Here is a 15,406-nt window from a genome sequence, read left to right on the forward strand (position 1 = left end):
CTCTGGCCCTGTGAAATCAGAACGTCCGCCTGACGTAGCTTCGCGACGATCTCCTCGGGCTTCGGGTGCTTTGCCATCTCGTCCGTCCTCCAGGCTCAAAAGCCATACCAAAGGGCGGACCACTTCAATGGGGGCTGACCATCCCAGCGACCTAGATCGGTTGTGCACAATCTAGTTTGAAAGGGCAAAGATGGATCTGGCACAGATCATGGCACGGATAACGGTAGCATTGGGCGCCTCCCTCAGCGGCCCCGAGGTTACGAATGATCCCACCGATGATCATGTCAAAGCTTTATCTGAATGTGCCGAGCTACTGGAGTGCTTCAAAAGCATTGACGATGTCGCTCGTCGACGAAATTGCATAAGTTATGTAAAGACCGTAAGCCAACTTCGGCGCCAGATATAGCGATATGCTTTTGCCGATAGCCATATTAAGTAAATAATATGAACAATTAACCCCCTGTTATAAAGCAAAAAATCCAAGATTATAAGATATGTTTCCAAGTTATCGCGCACAATAATTTGATTAAGCAATTCTTCATTTAGTATAGACAGGGCTCGGATGATTATAGTTTTTCAGGAGCATGGAAGACCAGTCGGCCCTGCTTCAGATCCTCGCAATGAGCCTTAACATCCCGATAGAAAGTTTTTACGCGCTGGACGCCACAGATGAGCAGCGTAAGCATCGTGTGGAGATTGGCGAACTTGTGGAAGCCTTCGAGAAGGTAGAAGGTCATATCGCCCGACGCCGCTGCATCGACTACGTGAAGGCGGTAGCCAGCGCGTTCAGATAAGCGCTGGTCAGACCAGGCGTGGTGGCAACGTCCGCATCACGCCATTGCCGCTCGAAAGTGGACCGGCAGAAAACCACCCAACCCGGTCATCGATCTCCACCTCAACAGCCTCGAAGCGGACGTTCCGAGGGCCTGCTTGGGGTCGACACCGGACGGACGGTCAACTAATACTGAATGTCCGCTACCGGGCGTTGAGCTGATGTCTGCTCATGGCACATAGCGGCAGTTGATCGATCGGATGCCGCTCAACCATCGGCTCAGTCATCCTAGCTAAGCTCTGCGCGCAGATCCGGCTTCCAGGCCCTTCAAGCGCCGTCTAAGCCCCGCGATCTCAACCCCCAACAGGCCGGTAATCGCATAGCGCCGTTGAGCCTTCCGAGATCCGTCCGGCCGCCGTGTCGTGATCGTGACCTCGTGGATCAGCGCACGCTGCCGCGCGTCAGTCTTTGCTTGACGAGCTTCCGCGATGGCATTCGGTGGTGATGAGGACACTCGCTTCGCCACCGCCCGCTGACGCGCCCAGGCGTGCAGCCCCTGACCAGTTGTCGCCGCCAGTGCCTGGACCCGGCTCGGCAATACCTTGGCAGATTCGAGGTGCTGAATCGCTCGGACGTCCCGGCTAATCAGCTTGCGCGCCGCCAGCCGCTCGGCCGTAGTTTCACCGCCGTAAGAGACGAATCGCTCGACGATGAGGTGCAGGTCGTGAGTGGTCCGCGAGCGTTTGCGCCCACTCAGGGTCTCAAGCTCGGCCATAATCGCGACATGCAGCGGGCTCGTGCTGATGCGGATATAGGTAGCGTAGGCCAGGGCGATGGCTTCGAGGTGCTGGGCGTCGGATGCCTTGCGGATGTTGAGACCGGCTCGCTGTAACCAGTCCGCGCTGCCAAGCGGCTGAGACCCATTACCCTTGGCTTGGTGCAGGAAGCGTTCGGCGTCGGCGGCCACGGCGTCGCGGCTGCCGGCCTCAGCGTTGGTTCGAAGTGACGCGGCCGGCTTGCTTGCAGGCTTTGAGGCCATCAACCCGTTAGTCGCTTTCGCCGGCTCTTTTCGACGCGGCGGCTCGGTCGAAGGGGAGGGGGGACGAGGTCGGTTAAACCGAAAGGCTGGAACCGTATCGTTGAGCATGGCCTGCATCCATCCCGAGCAAATGGTCACGCTTCGGGTGAGCGCGACACTGCATCGGTATGAATTGGCGACGTGCTGATGGCCGACCAAAGCCAGCGTCGTCCAGGGTTGTCCGGCCCGCTCGACGGGACACAAACTGGACACCCAGTGCAACGTCTTGAGCTAAGTGCTTGATTTTGTTGGCGCGCCCTACAGGAATCGAACCCGTGTTTTCGCCGTGAAAGGGCCGCCACGAGACAAAGAGAACAGAGGCACACACCCTATTCCCCTCTGAGAACTCGCTTTTTTCGTCTCCCACTATCATAGTTGGTCTCACCGTCTGTGTGAGACGATCTGTGAGACCGATCGATGGCAAAGCCTAGCAGCTTCGATAGCGTCGCTAAGCGGGTCCGGCTTCTGTCGGCCAAGAACCCACGCTGGCAGGGTGTTTCGGGAGGCCGAGGCGGCGTCAGCCTGGGCTACCGCAAGCCAGCGCGAGGACCGGGTACCTGGATCGTCAAGCTGGTGATTGATGGGAACCGCGTCGAGCAACGCCTTGCCCAAGCTGACGATCCTGGCTCGGATCCGGATGCGCTCTCGTACCCAGCTGCCGTGACGGCAGCCATCGACTGGGCGCGCGCTCAGGTACGTCGTCTCGACGGTGAAGGGGAGGGGGCCGATGCCGAGGTCCCGACCGTGCGCACGGCCGTCGGGGCCTATGTCGCCACTCGCTCAGAGCGTGCCCCCACAGCGGGGAAGGACGCCGAGAAGCGCCTCGGAAAGCACGTCCTCTCCGATCAAGCTTTCGCCGAGACGCAGTTGGCGAAGCTCAACGCAAGCACCATCCGGACTTGGCGACAGCGTCTATCGAGTGAGTTGCAACCCACGACCGTCAACCGGCTGCTGAACGACCTGCGCGCTGCGCTCAACGCAGCCGCAGAACACCATCGTCGCGTGCTTCCAGCTACGCTTGCCGCCGAGATCCGTGCCGGTACGAAGGCGAACTCGGCAGGGTCGAGCGCGCGCAAGCAGGTCCTGCCCGATGCTGAGATCCGCCGCCTTGTCGACGCGGCCTTTGCTGTCGACGAAACCGGCGATTTCGGGCGGCTCGTTCTGGTCATGGCAGCCACCGGGGCTCGCCACTCTCAGGTCGCCAGGATCACCGTGGGCGACGTGCAGGTCGCGCGTGGTCGGATCATGGTGCCACCCTCGAACAAGGGCCGCGCCGGTAAGCGCCCGACGCCAATTGCCGTGCCGGTCGGAGCCGACGTGATCGAGCGGCTCCAGGTCGCCCTTGCCGGCCGACGCAGTCACGAGCCGCTCTTGCTCCATTGGCGGCATCGACAGGTCGGGCCCGTTACCTGGGAGCGGGTTGATAGGGGGCCTTGGGCCACAGCCTCAGCAGCGCTGCGCCTATGGGACAGGGCTCGAACCCGCGCAGAGGCGCCTCCTGGGACAGTCATGCTGTGCCTGCGACATAGCTCGATCGTACGAGCACTGAGCGCCGGCGTGCCGGTGAGACTCGTCGCGGCGTTGCACGACACCAGCGTGCAGATGATCGAGGACCACTACTCCGCATACATCGTTGAGGCGACGGAGGAGATCGCCCGTCGAGCCGTCACTCCGCTGGCGCCGAGCGCAGTCGCTACGCTGAACCCTGTCGATGGAGCCGCGGCGTGACGGAGCGGCAGCGCGCCAAGAAGAAGTGGACGAAGGCCGGCAAGCTCCGCGGCCGGCCGCCTGGAAGCCGGTCCTACGATCCGGAAACGAGCCGCTCTGGCGATCCCACAGTTCGAAAACCCGAGAGACGTGGGCGCCCGCCTGTGGCGCTGAAGCCAATGATCTTGCGCTTCATTCAGATGGAGGTCGGCTTCAACAAAGCCGGCTTCGCGAAGCAACTAGCGGCAGAGGGAACAGGGAACGAGATCAAGGAGGAGACTGTGAAGCGGCGGCTGCGGCGAGACCGAAGCGAGGCACGCAAGCGGAAAGAGCGCCGAAAAGATAGCAGATGGACTTTCGACTGATTATGCTTATCGCACAGCCAGATAGGGAATCATTTTAGCCCCGCCGTGACGCCCATGCGAAGCCGTGTCTTTTTGTCGTCAGACAGATCAGACAAGGGCAGGCTGTAGCATGTCACGTCCAACCGCTAAGCATCGTGAGCGTCCAGATGCTATCCCTTGGCAGAAGCGCCCCCATCTACGGATGGACGTGGCGGCCGAGGTGACTGGGCTGTCGCGGAGCACGATCTACCGCCTCGCTTCTGATGGCCGGCTCACGCTTCGACGCCTCGCCGGTCGGGTCGTCGTCGAGACCGCGGGTGTCCTCACGCTTGTCGAGAACGCTGAACCCTGGCGGCCGGGAACCCGCGGCGCTGCGGCGCGAGCTAAGCGATCTGAGGCAGCCCGTGCCGCGCTGCGATGATGACGTCCGTGATCTCCATCGCCCCAACCGCGATCTCATCAGAAGCACGATCGCCATTCGACAGTATCGTCGATGACTTCGTGTCAGCCGGGCTCACTGAGGCGATCCTGCCGGTGATCCCGCCGACTGCCGACGTATCGGAGCATCTGGCACAGGGCCGTGGAAAGATACCTGGCTGCCTCGGCGACAACTCGTGGTTCGGGTTCAAGCGTTGGACCGAACATGTCACCACACCCGAGGATATCGGTCGGTGGCGGACTTGGCCTGGTACGGGGTTGTGCATCCGCACAGAGGTTCTGCCCGCCCTGGACATCGACGTCGATGATCCGGAGCTGGCCGCGCAGATCGCCGAGCTTGCGCGAGAGCAGATCGGACCTGGCGCGCTGGTGCGCACCCGGGAAGGTTCACCGCGCGTGGCGATACTGTTCCGCACCGATGCCCCTGTCCGCAAGAAGCGCCTCACGTTCACGCTTCCGGACGACCGCGGGTCACACGCTGTCGAGCTGCTGGGGGTCGGACAGCACCTCGTCATCGCTGGGCGCCATCCCAGCGGAAAGCTATACGGCCTTGAGGCGCCGGGCCTCGCCAATCGAACGCTCGCCGACATACCCTCCCTCACTCAAGAGGCCCTCGACGACCTGCTTGGCCGCGTAGTGGCACTCGTTCGGGACGCCGGCGGACGGGCTCCACAAGGCGGGCAATCAAGCACGGCACGTCAGGCCGGTAAGCCGCTCGATCCCTATGGCGCCGTGATGCGTGCCGTGGTCGGGCGCCGCGGGGCGTGGGTGCCAAACCTATTCAACTGGAGACCCGATCCAACGACGGGTCCTTGGCGGATTACCAGCAGCGAACTCCGCCGCGAGGACCTCCTCCAGGAGGACCTGTGCATCTACCCGGACGGGATCTACGACTTCGGGACGGAGCGCGGGCACGATCCGATCTCGCTTATCCGCGAGTTCGGATCCGTCGAGGGAGATGACGAGATCGCTTTTGGCGGTTCGCCCGAGTACGGGCCCTCAGGCGATCACCCTTATGCAGTGATCGGGGAGGGGGATCCGGACGTGCGCCGACCGACCACGGCCGAGGCGATCGCTTGGTTGTGCCGATACCTGGATGGGCCGGTCGCACCATCTGGTGCCACCCGCGAGACCCAGATCTCGTGCCTGGCTGCGGCCGTGGGTCTCGATTGGACGGCTCTACGGATCGAGCACGCTCGGAGCGCCTATTCGCTCGTCCCATACGACGATGCTGGCGACCCACTTCCGGAGGTAGCCCCCGAGGAATGGACGCGGTCTCAGATCGCCGACAATGCGCCGCGCATCAATGCCAAACGTGCGCTCGATCCAAAGGGCTTTGATCGATGGCGGTTCGCCTGGGAGATCACGGACACGGCGAACGACGATGTGCTGGAAAGCAGCCTCGCCGCTGAGGAGGCGCTCGCGCGGGCTTACCTGCCGCCGGAGGAAGCTCCCACGCCCCCATCGATCGACGCGACGCTGCCCGCGCCCACCGGCATCCGCGGCTTCGAGCTGATTACCGGGATCATCGATGCGCGGGGCATCCCGACGCGCCGGCACGTGATCTACCCGCGTTGCCCGTGTGGGGATCTGCTGCTCACCGTCGCCGAGCCCGGCACCTCCAAATCGACCCTGGCGCTGTTCGATGCCCTGGTGATCGCCAGTGGCGAGGAACGTATCCTGCGCGGGGAGGACCTCGTCTCGCCCGAGCGGCTGCATCGGCCCGGCCCGGTGATCGTGTACGACGCCGAGGACCCCCTCGATGAGATGAGGCGTCGGCTCGTGGCCGGCCAGCGCGCCTATGGCCTGGCCGAGATGCGCCACGGGATTGCGCTGTGGTCCGGGGTCGGCGACGAGTTCCTGCGGATCGCGCGGCGGTGCCCAGATACCAAAGCTCTCGTTCCGGCCGATGGCGTAGTGCTGCTGATGCGGCGTATCGTCGAGATCGGCGCAGTCTACGTGGCACTCGGTCCCTTGGCCGGTCTGGCCGAAGGCATGGACGAGAACGGCGCCTCCGACATGGACGCCGTCATGACGATCCTGGTGCGCATCGCCGCGGCGACGGGCGTGTGCATCAACGTCATCCATCACACCTCGAAGAGCGGAGGTGCCGAGGCCGGCAGCATGAACGCGGGGCGCGGATCGTCCGCTATCGCCGCCAAGGCCCGCGCCATGGTCACGCTGAACAACCTGACCGCCGACCAGGCAAAGCTCTACGGCGTGCCGGCGCAGGACCATATCGCGATGACCTACGCCAAACTCAGCCACGGCCGCAAACCCAGCGGCCCGATCATCTTCCGACGCGAGAGCGTGCTGGTCGGCAACGGCAGGGGCCTTCTGGACGATCCGCGGGACGTATTCGAGATGTCCCCGCACGCTGTCTTGCAGGCGGAGGGGGATCAAGCGCCGGTGCTGCGGCCGGTACGGGTCGGGTCGATGCCCCCGCGCGAGGCGACGCGCGAGCAGCGGAAGATCGTGGCGAGTGATGGCGCGGCGCTGGCCCTGCTAGAGGTGCTCGGCGGCGTCGGAAGAAGCCCGTTGGCGCACATCCTGTCAGACGTCACCGTGCGGCTAAAGGAACACAAGTTGATCCGTGGCGATGGGCGCAACACCGTGCAGGCATTCCTGCGCACCCATCTCGGCGGCTCCGGTCAGCTTGTGGACCAGGGCGGACAAAACGTCCGGGTGCGGATCGAGAAAGATGGACCGAAGCACAATGACCCGTTCGTGGTGGTGATCGAACCGGCGTCGGACGCGGTCGGGGAGCGCCCGTGAACCAGCCTTGTCAGCGTGGTCAGAAACACCGAGCCGACCACACTGACAACGTTGAATTCATTAGGCTTTTCGCCTCAACGCGCGGGGTTGTAAGGGTTGTCAATTCCGACAGCTCCGACAACACCGGTAAAAGATTAATGAAAACAATGACATAGCGGCTGTCAGGGTTGCCGCCCCTAAAGGGGAGGGTGGGACGCTGACGACGTCCCCACCCCTTCAGGCCCTGGTGATTGGACAAACGAAACGACGGACAGGATGTCCGGTCGAGGTGAGGCGTCCACGTGACGCCTATAGGTCATGAGGACGTACCATGAAACGACGGTCGCCTCCCACGAGCGCCAGGTCAAGGAAGGCAACCGCCTGGTCATACTCAGCCGAGTTCCGGGCGATCGCCGACGCGGCGCTGCGGCGGTTCAACAGTCAGCGCCATCTGCACCCGATCTGTGGCGCGAAGGCGAAGTCAACTGGCGAGCCATGTAGGCAAATGCCGGCGAAGGGCCGCACGCGCTGCAAGCTGCATGGCGGCGCCACGCCGCGCGGCGATGGACCGGCCGGTTGGCATACGCCGGGCTTTCCGAATGGCCTGCCCACGGGCAAGCCGCGCAGCGACGCGTACAAGGTCCGCAAACGCCGGCAGCGTCGTGCCGCAATCGCGGCCATGACAGCGGACGAGTTGGCTCGGCTGGAGGCGTGGCGGCGGACACACAAGTCGGGCAGCACACGTGATCGGTCGCACGGTCGCTACGCGCGCGAGGCACGTCAATGGCTGGAAGCGATCATGAACGAGTCTCCCACCGCGCCCACGCCGGATCAGCTCGAGCTGAACGCACTCCGGGCGAAGCTTCACGCCCATATCGCACACCTAGACGCTGAGATCGCAGCAGAAGCCGAGGGTGAGGCGCTGGCCAGTAACCTGTTCGATTAAGCCCTTCGTCTCAGTTGTATGAGAAAAAGCGCGTTAGGAAGCCCGTGAGGATTGTGAGGCGGTGGCTTGGCTTCCGCTCACGCGCCGGATCGTCTCGCCGCCCTACGCCCCTGTAATTCCGCTCGGTGCCTCAGCGTAATTCGACAGCCGATATGGCGAGCAAGGCTAAGTTAGCGAGCAAGCCAACCACACCGGTTAGCGTTTGACCTCTGCCGCTTCTGTACCGGACAGAATGTCCCGTACGCGATTGTGGCTCATTTGGAATCCTCGCTTGCCCATCGCGGCCGCGATGACGCGCAGCGACTTGCCGGCAGCCTGTAGCTTAGCCATTTCGCACACCGCCTCCTGCTCGCCCTCGACCTCGGCGAGCGATCCGTCGTTCCGTAGCGCGAAGCCGAAGGGGACCGTGCCGCCAAGGTAGCGCCCGCGCTTGCGCTGGTCGTGCTTTACGTCAGCGATCCGCTCACGGGTGCGGTCGCGCTCGGCCTCTGCAACAGCCGCCAGGATCGTGAACACGAGCTTGGCGATACCGTTGCTAGTGACGTCACCTCCGAGGTCGATCATGTGCAGACTGACGCCGCGGTCGCGCAGCTCGCCCATCGTGTTGAGGGCGTCGAGCGCCGAGCGGAACATGCGGTCGAGCTTAGGTGTGATGACCATGTCGCCGCGCCGAAGCATCGTAAGCAACCGGCCACCTTCCGGGCGACCGCCGATCGGCACCGAGCCCGATACGCCCCGCTCGACGAAATGAGCGTCGATCGTGAAGCCCTGCATCAGCGCGTAACCTTCAGCACGCCGTTGCTGCGCGCCGAGGCTTTCGCCCTCTTCGGCTTGGCGACCCGTTGAGACGCGGGAGTAGGTGTAAATCGCCACGCTCGGCCTCTGTTAACCCGTTAGCCTGCGATAAACTAAGATGACGAATTTGATCGCTGTCAACCTGCATTAGCAGGCTAACAAAAAGGATAATGACGAGGGTGCTCCCACGTCTTCGGTGTTCGGCTTCGTGAACGTCACGATCGCGAAGAAGCCCGACTCGATTAAGCGTTACTGCTCGCGTCCGTTAATTCTTCGGAGCATTCTGATCGAGTTCGCCCGGTGCGGCCGATAGCACCCCTGGGGTATGCCTTGCTGTCAAATCCGTGACGCTGGCTTGTCGCATCCACAAAATTGAGCTTGAGAAAACGAACCGGACAAAATGTCCGCATTCAGATCGATGAACTTTACATGGCCGAAAAGGGCTCGTCTGCGGTCGACATTCCGATCTGAGAAATGGACTTTCGTTGCGCGTAAAGGGAGGGGGGCGCTTCTCAGCGACTACAAGCGGATTTCTGAGTCGTCGCCGACCGCGATCCGGATCGAGTGGTGAGCTGCCATTGAGTCGCCTCCGGGAAGCCGACATTCAGCTTTGCGCCCATCTCGGTCATTCAACCGATGAGGGCATTGGCCCCGAAGCGGACGCTGAGAGGCCTGCAAAGCCGCTTGCGCCAGCTGGGACAGTCCTCATCTACAGCAGCCGGCCTGATTTGGAGCAAAGCGCGTCGAAGACGGCTGGACTAAACAGGCCTTGCCGCGATCGAACACCGCCCACCGCAACGGGCTCGGCGTGTGCGGGCCGAGCGGCGTGCGGCAAAGGAGGCTCCCCGCGCCGCTCTGCGGGCTGACCGGGACAGGATCCGCGGCCGTCTCGCCGCGCCAGCAGACTTTGCCCGATCCCGAAACGTCGCGACGCTCCACGGGGGCCTGAGCGCTCCCGGACCAGCCCCGGACGCCGCACCGCTCAGGAGAACGGAAGCCGGTCCGCGAGCCCGATCTCGCCCGCGAGTGTTCGCAAGTCGTCCAGCGTGTCGTCGGGCAGTTGCAACCCGGCGCGCCGATGATCGGCGTCGTTCCGAGCCTCGATCTCGCCGGGATAGAAGACCTCGTCGTATCCCTGTGCCAGCGGGACGGCCTTCAGGCCCGCGATCATCTCTTCCATGCGCGCGCCGAAGTTCTCGATCGACTGGAACGCCGCGATATCGAGGGCGATCATCAGGTGACCGGCGCCGCTGCGTTCCCGGGCCTGATACGGCCCGTGCACCCCGGGTCCGAAGGCGCTGCCGGTGAGAACCCCCGAGAGCATGTCCATCGCGACCGAGATGGCATAGCCCTTGTGCTGCGCCATGGGCAGGATGATGCCGTCGATCGCCTCCTGCGGATTGATGGTCGGCGCGCCCTCAGCGTTGATCGCCCAGCCTTCCGGGATCGTTTGCCCCCTCTGGCGCGCGAGGTAGATCTTGCCGCGGGCCACGCCTGTGTTAGCGATGTCGAGCACCAGAGGCGCGTGGGTGCCGGCGGGTGCGGCCCAGGACCACGGATTGTTGCCGACGACCTTCCGCCGCCCGCCCCAGGGCGCCATGGCGGGGCTGGCGTTCGTCGAGAGAAAACCGACGCAGTCCGCGCGCGCCGCCATCAGCGTGAAGTACATCGCGGTGCCGAAGTGGTTCGAGTTGCGGACCGCCACGGCGCCGATGCCGTGCCGCTTTGCTCGATCGACCGCTTCCTGCGCCGCGCGGGCGGCCGAGATCTGTCCCATGGCCTCGCGGCCGTCGAGGACCGCGATCGCACCGCCGTCGACCACGAGTTCGGGTTCGGCGAGCGGATCGCAGACGCCGGCCCGCAACCGTGCCATGTACCAGGGCAACCGCATGACGCCGTGCGACTGGTGCCCCCAGAGATCGGCCTGCACGAGCGTGTCGGCGCACAGCGTTGCCCGATCCTCCGGCATACCGGTGGTCGCGTAGGCGGCCGTCGCGAAGGCGCGCAGCCGGTCTGGGGAAATTCGCTCGTCGGTCATGGGCGCGGATCCGAGATCGGACGGGGATTCGATCTGTGAGGAGAAAGGCCACCAGCCATCGCCGGGTTCGGCAGGCCGTGGCGGCGCGCGGCCCTGCGCCGACATGCAGCGAACGGCTCTGGCGCGGAGCGCTGATCCATCATGCCGCCGGGCTGCCGAACACGACGCAGACGGGCGATCCGGTCTCGACCGCCTGCCCGGTTCGGGCGAGAGCGCCGGTGACCTGATCCACGGCGAAGGATACGATCGTATCGCTGTCCTCGTTCGCGACCAGCAGCGTCTGCCCGGTGGGGTCCAGCGTGATGAAACGCGGCTTCGCGCCTCCGGTCGGGATCCAGACCGTCGGTTTCAGGCCCGCGGCGTCTACCGCGATGACCGCGATGCTGTCGTCGCCACGGTTCGACACGTAGAGCCAGCGCCCGCACGGGGTCAGCGCAATGCCGGCGGCGTGGCTGGTCTTGAGGCAGCTGGGCGGCAGCGTGGAGACGACCTCGAGCGGCAAGAGCCGGCCACTGCCCGCCTCATAGGCGAAGCGGGTGACCGTCGAGTCGAGCTCGTTCGCCACGAAGAGGATGGTGCCGGAACGATCGAAGATGGCATGGCGCGGCCCGGCGCCCTCGCGGCCGGGTGGCGGTCCGTCCGGAGTGAGTGCGAGGCGGCCGTCATCGCGTCCGACGGCGACGACGAACACTCGGTCCAAGCCTTTGTCCGGCACGATGACCCGGTCGCCGGTCGGGTCCAGCACGACCTGGTGGGGATGAGACCCCGTCTGCTGGGTTCGATGCGGGCCCGTCTGACCCGGCAGTTCGAGGCGCTGGTCCACGCAGCCGAGCGTGCCGTCCGCGCGGATCGGCAGGCGCGCGAGGCTCCCGGTGGCATAATTCGCGACGAGGAGCGAGCGCGCGTGTTCGTGGATCAGGAGGTGGACGGGGTTTAGCCCCTCGGTCGCTCGTGTGCCGAGGAGCGAAACGGCACCGTCCCGCGCGACCGCGAAGGCGCTGACGCTCTCTCCGTCGCCGTGCACGGTGTAGAGCCGATCCGCCGCTCGGCTCAGGGCGAGATAGGACGGGTTGGTCAGACCACGCAGCACATGGCGCAGCTCCCAGGTGCCGCTGGGCAGGACCGCGTAGACCGACAGACCCTCGCCGCGCGCCTTGCGCTCGACCGTCGTGCGTGATCCGACGAAAGCGAACATGATGGCCTCAGATCCGCTGCGATAGGGGAGCGACCTCGGACTCGGCTTCGGATCGCCGCGCGCCGATCGGCGTGCGGGTGAGCGTCAGGACCGAGGCCGCGCCGCAGATGAGGAGGGCACCGGCGACGTAGAAGGCGCCGTCGTAGCTGCCCGTCGCTTGGATGACGTACCCGGTCACGATCGGCGCCATCAGCCCGAAGACGTTGCCGCCGACCACGACGAAGGCCATGGCGACGCCGATATCGCGTGGGTTCGGCAGCAGGTCGTTGACCAGGGAGAACGTCAGCGACGTCGTCGAGGCGATGCCGGTCAGGGATACCGCGATCAGCGCCAGGATCAGCCACAGGGCGTCGACGAAGGGCGCGAATAGGACGGTGGCCGCGAGCATCATCGTGGACGCGATGACGTACCGGCGCCGACCGCCACCGACCTCGCCCCGCATCATACGATCGCTGAGAAATCCGATCACGATGCAGAGCACCACGGCCACCGTGTACGGGATCGCGGCGTAGAGACCGGTCTTGGCGATCGTGAGCCCCTTGGTGACCTGCAGATAGCTCGGCAGCCATGTCAGGAAGAGGTACTGCGAGTAGACGTTGCAGCCCATCGTCAGGGCCAGCCCCCACAGCGTCGGCCCGGATGACAGCATACCGATCAGGCCCGTGCGGTTGCCCGCGGCCGCCGTGTTGCCGGTCCGCTCGGCCAGGATCTTGGCCCGCTCAGGCTCGCTCAGCCAGCGCGCGTCCTCCGGGCGGGAGAAGAAGCTGAGCCAGCAGATCAGCCAAAGCAGCCCGATCGCCCCGGCGGCGAAGAAGAGCGCGCGCCAGCCGAAGTGTTCGATGATGGGACCAGCCACGAGCGCGCACAGGGCAGGCCCCGCGTAGGACCCGCTGTTGAAGGCCGCGTTCATGGCCCCACGCTCGCCGGCCGGCATCCATTCGCGAATGACGCGAGCGCCCGCGGGATTGCTCGTCGCCTCACCCGCCCCCATCGCGAGACGTGTCGCGAGAAGCGAGGCGAAGCCGGTCGATAGGCCGGTCGCCGCCGTCGCCAGCGACCAGAGCGTGAGCCCGAAACCCGCGATGCGCTTGGCACCGAACCGGTCGACCAGCAGGCCCATCGGGATCAGAAACAGCGCGTATGTCCACAGGAACGACGAAAATAGATACCCCAAAGAAACCGGATCCAGCCCGTATTCCTTCGCGATCGGCCCTGCAGCAAAAGATAACGTTACGCGATCAATATAATTGATCATTGCGAGCGCGAACAGGAGCAGCGCGATCCAACCTCGCCTGAACGGCATGTCTACTCCCGAGTGATGTTTCACTTACTCCAGGCCCGCGCGTTACGGGCCGGATCGTGCAGGGCGGCGACCTTCTGTGTGTCGCTCTCGTTTTGCGTACCGGGTCGAACGGCCAGGAATGGAGGCCCGCAAATCCCGAAATGGCAGGACCACACTCGGAAGGCTTCACGGGCCGTTGCACGCGAATCCAACCAGTGCCCGTTAATTCATATACAATTGTATACGGTTGAGTCCAGCGCGAGGCGACGTTAGGGTTCGAGGCGGGAAGCGGGAGTGTGATGGAGGGGCAACTGCGGTCGGAGGCTGAAAAATCCTGGCTGCCCGGAAGTCCAGGTGGTGACCGGCCGCTGAGCCGCCGCGCCTACGACGCGATCTTCACGGCGATTCAGGACGGTCAGCTGGCGCCGGGTTCGCTCGTGCGCGAGGCAGATCTGACCACGTGGCTTAAGATGAGCCGCACGCCGCTCCGGGATGCCCTGCAGCGCCTGGAGGCGGAGGGACTGCTGAGCATGCAGTCGCATCGCGGCATCCGGATCGCGGCACTGGATCAGCAGCAGGTCTCGGAGCTGTACACGGCGCGCGAATGGGCCGAGGGCGCCGCGGCCTCATTGGCCGCGCGGTACGCGACGCCGGTCGACATCGCGCGGATGCGGCATATCCTAGAACAGGAGCGCGCTTCTGCGGCCGATCCCGTGGCCGGCGCACGGCACAACCGCGATCTTCATCTGACGATCCACACCTGTGCCCGGAACCGGTACCTCGCCGAGCATCTCAGCTCCATGGCGGCCCTGTTGGCGCTCGTCGGCAACACGCGGCGGCGCAACGCGAACCGCGTGGTCGAAGCCGAGCAGGAGCACACCGCGTTGGTGGCGGCCATCGCGGACGGCGACAGTCAACGTGCGGAGGCCAGCGCCCGTCAGCACATCCAGGCCGCGCAGCGAAACGTGCTGACCCATTGGGTAGGCGCCTGAGTTCGGGGCGATCCCCGGAGAGGATGGAGTTCGCGTCCCTGCCCGATCCGCGCGCCTGAAGCTCCGTAAGGCGACGGTCGACCCCACTCCGGCCTTTCCGTCCCGGGGGACGGGGAAGGAAGACCGTTCCTCACCCCGGAGGACGATGGTGCGGTGGACCAATCCATCGCGACCGACGATGCCGCCCTGTCAAGGCGCTCAAAAGCCGAAGAGCGCATCCGGGTTGTCGACGAGAATGCGCCGACGGTCAGCCTCGTCGGAAACACAGGAACCAAACAGTTCTAAGAGGTCGCTCGTGTTGGGCATCCCGCTTCTCAACCCAACATGCGGCCAGTCGCTCCCCCACAGGAGACGATCGGGTCTGAACGCGAGGAGGGCCTCCACATAGGGGCGAAGCTCCGGATAGTGCGGGCCTCCCTGAGACAGGCGATAGGCGCCCGACAGCTTGACCCACCCCGTCCCAGCTTCGATGAGGCGCCGCAGGGCCTGGAACCCCGGCTGCTCGAGCCCCTGCTCAGGCGCGAGAAACCCCATGTGATCGATCACCACCGGACAAGAGAGCCGCCGCAGGCGCGGCTCCAGCTTCACGAGGTGCGCGGGCTTCAGCAGAAACTGGAGGTGCCAGCCCATCTCGGAGGCCCGGGCCGCGGCCCGCTCGATCCCGGACGGTTCGAGACCGCCCGGATGGGCCATGATGAAGCGAATGCCGCGCGCGCCTCGCTCGTGCAAGGCACGCATCTCCGCCTCGGAGGCGTCCGGACCGACCACCACGACCGCGCGCATCGGTAGCCCGATTGCGGCGCCCTCCTCGAGCTGGTCACGGTTGTCGAGGCCGAAGACGCTCGCCTGGACAACGACGATCCGCTCGATGCCGAGTGCGTCAAACAGCCGGCGCGCGCTCGCAGCCGCGGCTTCCGGCGGCGTGTAGTCACGCTGCGGCACGAGTCGCTCGAGGCGGTTCGGACCGAAGACGTGGAAATGCGTGTCGGTCGCGCCAGGCGGCATCCGGAAGGTCGGGGGACGCACGTCCGGATCGGGGGCGAGGCAGGTATCGTCCGTCATGGG

12 protein-coding genes are annotated in these 15,406 nt (G+C 64.9%); 6 read left to right on the plus strand and 6 right to left on the minus strand.

What is annotated here, in order from left to right:
* Positions 1 to 584 precede the first annotated feature (584 nt).
* On the plus strand, positions 585 to 794 hold the full coding sequence (locus MKK65_RS09150) for a hypothetical protein (RefSeq protein WP_243957175.1): 210 nt from the start codon (positions 585 to 587) through the stop codon (positions 792 to 794).
* 270 nt (positions 795 to 1,064) lie between these two features.
* Here the strand turns inward: MKK65_RS09150 and MKK65_RS09155 are convergent, their stop codons facing one another.
* Positions 1,065 to 1,919: a hypothetical protein gene (locus MKK65_RS09155; RefSeq protein ID WP_243957177.1), complete on the minus strand. Its 855-nt coding sequence runs from the start codon at positions 1,917 to 1,919 to the stop codon at positions 1,065 to 1,067.
* Between the two features lie 348 nt (positions 1,920 to 2,267).
* Here MKK65_RS09155 and MKK65_RS09160 point away from each other — a divergent pair, with 348 nt between their 5' ends.
* From MKK65_RS09160 to MKK65_RS09175, 4 genes are all read left to right on the plus strand, one after another.
* A complete protein-coding gene (locus tag MKK65_RS09160; protein ID WP_243957179.1) occupies positions 2,268 to 3,578 on the plus strand; it encodes a tyrosine-type recombinase/integrase in 1,311 nt (436 codons plus the stop codon).
* Complete coding sequence (locus MKK65_RS09165) at positions 3,575 to 3,922, plus strand: hypothetical protein (protein WP_243957181.1); 348 nt, start codon at positions 3,575 to 3,577, stop codon at positions 3,920 to 3,922. Before MKK65_RS09160 ends, MKK65_RS09165 begins: the two co-directional genes overlap by 4 nt.
* 408 nt (positions 3,923 to 4,330) lie before the next feature.
* Positions 4,331 to 7,114, plus strand: coding sequence for an AAA family ATPase (locus MKK65_RS09170; protein WP_243957183.1), 2,784 nt, complete (start codon positions 4,331 to 4,333; stop codon positions 7,112 to 7,114).
* 310 nt (positions 7,115 to 7,424) lie between these two features.
* Complete coding sequence (locus MKK65_RS09175) at positions 7,425 to 8,039, plus strand: HGGxSTG domain-containing protein (protein ID WP_279596616.1); 615 nt, start codon at positions 7,425 to 7,427, stop codon at positions 8,037 to 8,039.
* 195 nt (positions 8,040 to 8,234) lie between these two features.
* Here MKK65_RS09175 and MKK65_RS09180 read toward each other — a convergent pair whose 3' ends face one another.
* The 4 genes from MKK65_RS09180 to MKK65_RS09195 form a co-directional block, all read right to left on the minus strand.
* Positions 8,235 to 8,912 carry a recombinase family protein gene (locus MKK65_RS09180; protein WP_243957187.1) on the minus strand — a complete coding sequence of 226 codons (678 nt, stop codon included), beginning with the start codon at positions 8,910 to 8,912 and terminating at the stop codon, positions 8,235 to 8,237.
* Between the two features lie 904 nt (positions 8,913 to 9,816).
* Positions 9,817 to 10,977, minus strand: coding sequence for an Ldh family oxidoreductase (locus tag MKK65_RS09185; RefSeq protein ID WP_243957189.1), 1,161 nt, complete (start codon positions 10,975 to 10,977; stop codon positions 9,817 to 9,819).
* A gap of 34 nt (positions 10,978 to 11,011) precedes the next feature.
* The gene (locus MKK65_RS09190; protein ID WP_243957191.1) at positions 11,012 to 12,067 is read right to left on the minus strand and encodes a lactonase family protein; all 1,056 of its coding nucleotides are present in this window, start codon (positions 12,065 to 12,067) and stop codon (positions 11,012 to 11,014) included.
* Positions 12,068 to 12,074: 7 nt separating this feature from the next.
* Positions 12,075 to 13,370, minus strand: coding sequence for an MFS transporter (locus MKK65_RS09195; RefSeq protein ID WP_279596617.1), 1,296 nt, complete (start codon positions 13,368 to 13,370; stop codon positions 12,075 to 12,077).
* A 278-nt stretch (positions 13,371 to 13,648) separates the two neighbouring features.
* Between MKK65_RS09195 and MKK65_RS09200 the strand changes: the two genes are divergently transcribed.
* Positions 13,649 to 14,341, plus strand: a complete 693-nt coding sequence (locus MKK65_RS09200; protein ID WP_243957193.1) for a GntR family transcriptional regulator — start codon at positions 13,649 to 13,651, stop codon at positions 14,339 to 14,341.
* Positions 14,342 to 14,539: 198 nt separating this feature from the next.
* Here MKK65_RS09200 and MKK65_RS09205 read toward each other — a convergent pair whose 3' ends face one another.
* The gene (locus MKK65_RS09205) at positions 14,540 to 15,403 is read right to left on the minus strand and encodes an amidohydrolase family protein (RefSeq protein WP_243957195.1); all 864 of its coding nucleotides are present in this window, start codon (positions 15,401 to 15,403) and stop codon (positions 14,540 to 14,542) included.
* Positions 15,404 to 15,406: the final 3 nt, after the last annotated feature.

Origin of the sequence: Methylobacterium sp. J-001 (assembly GCF_022829565.1) — a bacterium.
In the GTDB taxonomy this organism is placed as follows: domain Bacteria; phylum Pseudomonadota; class Alphaproteobacteria; order Rhizobiales; family Beijerinckiaceae; genus Methylobacterium.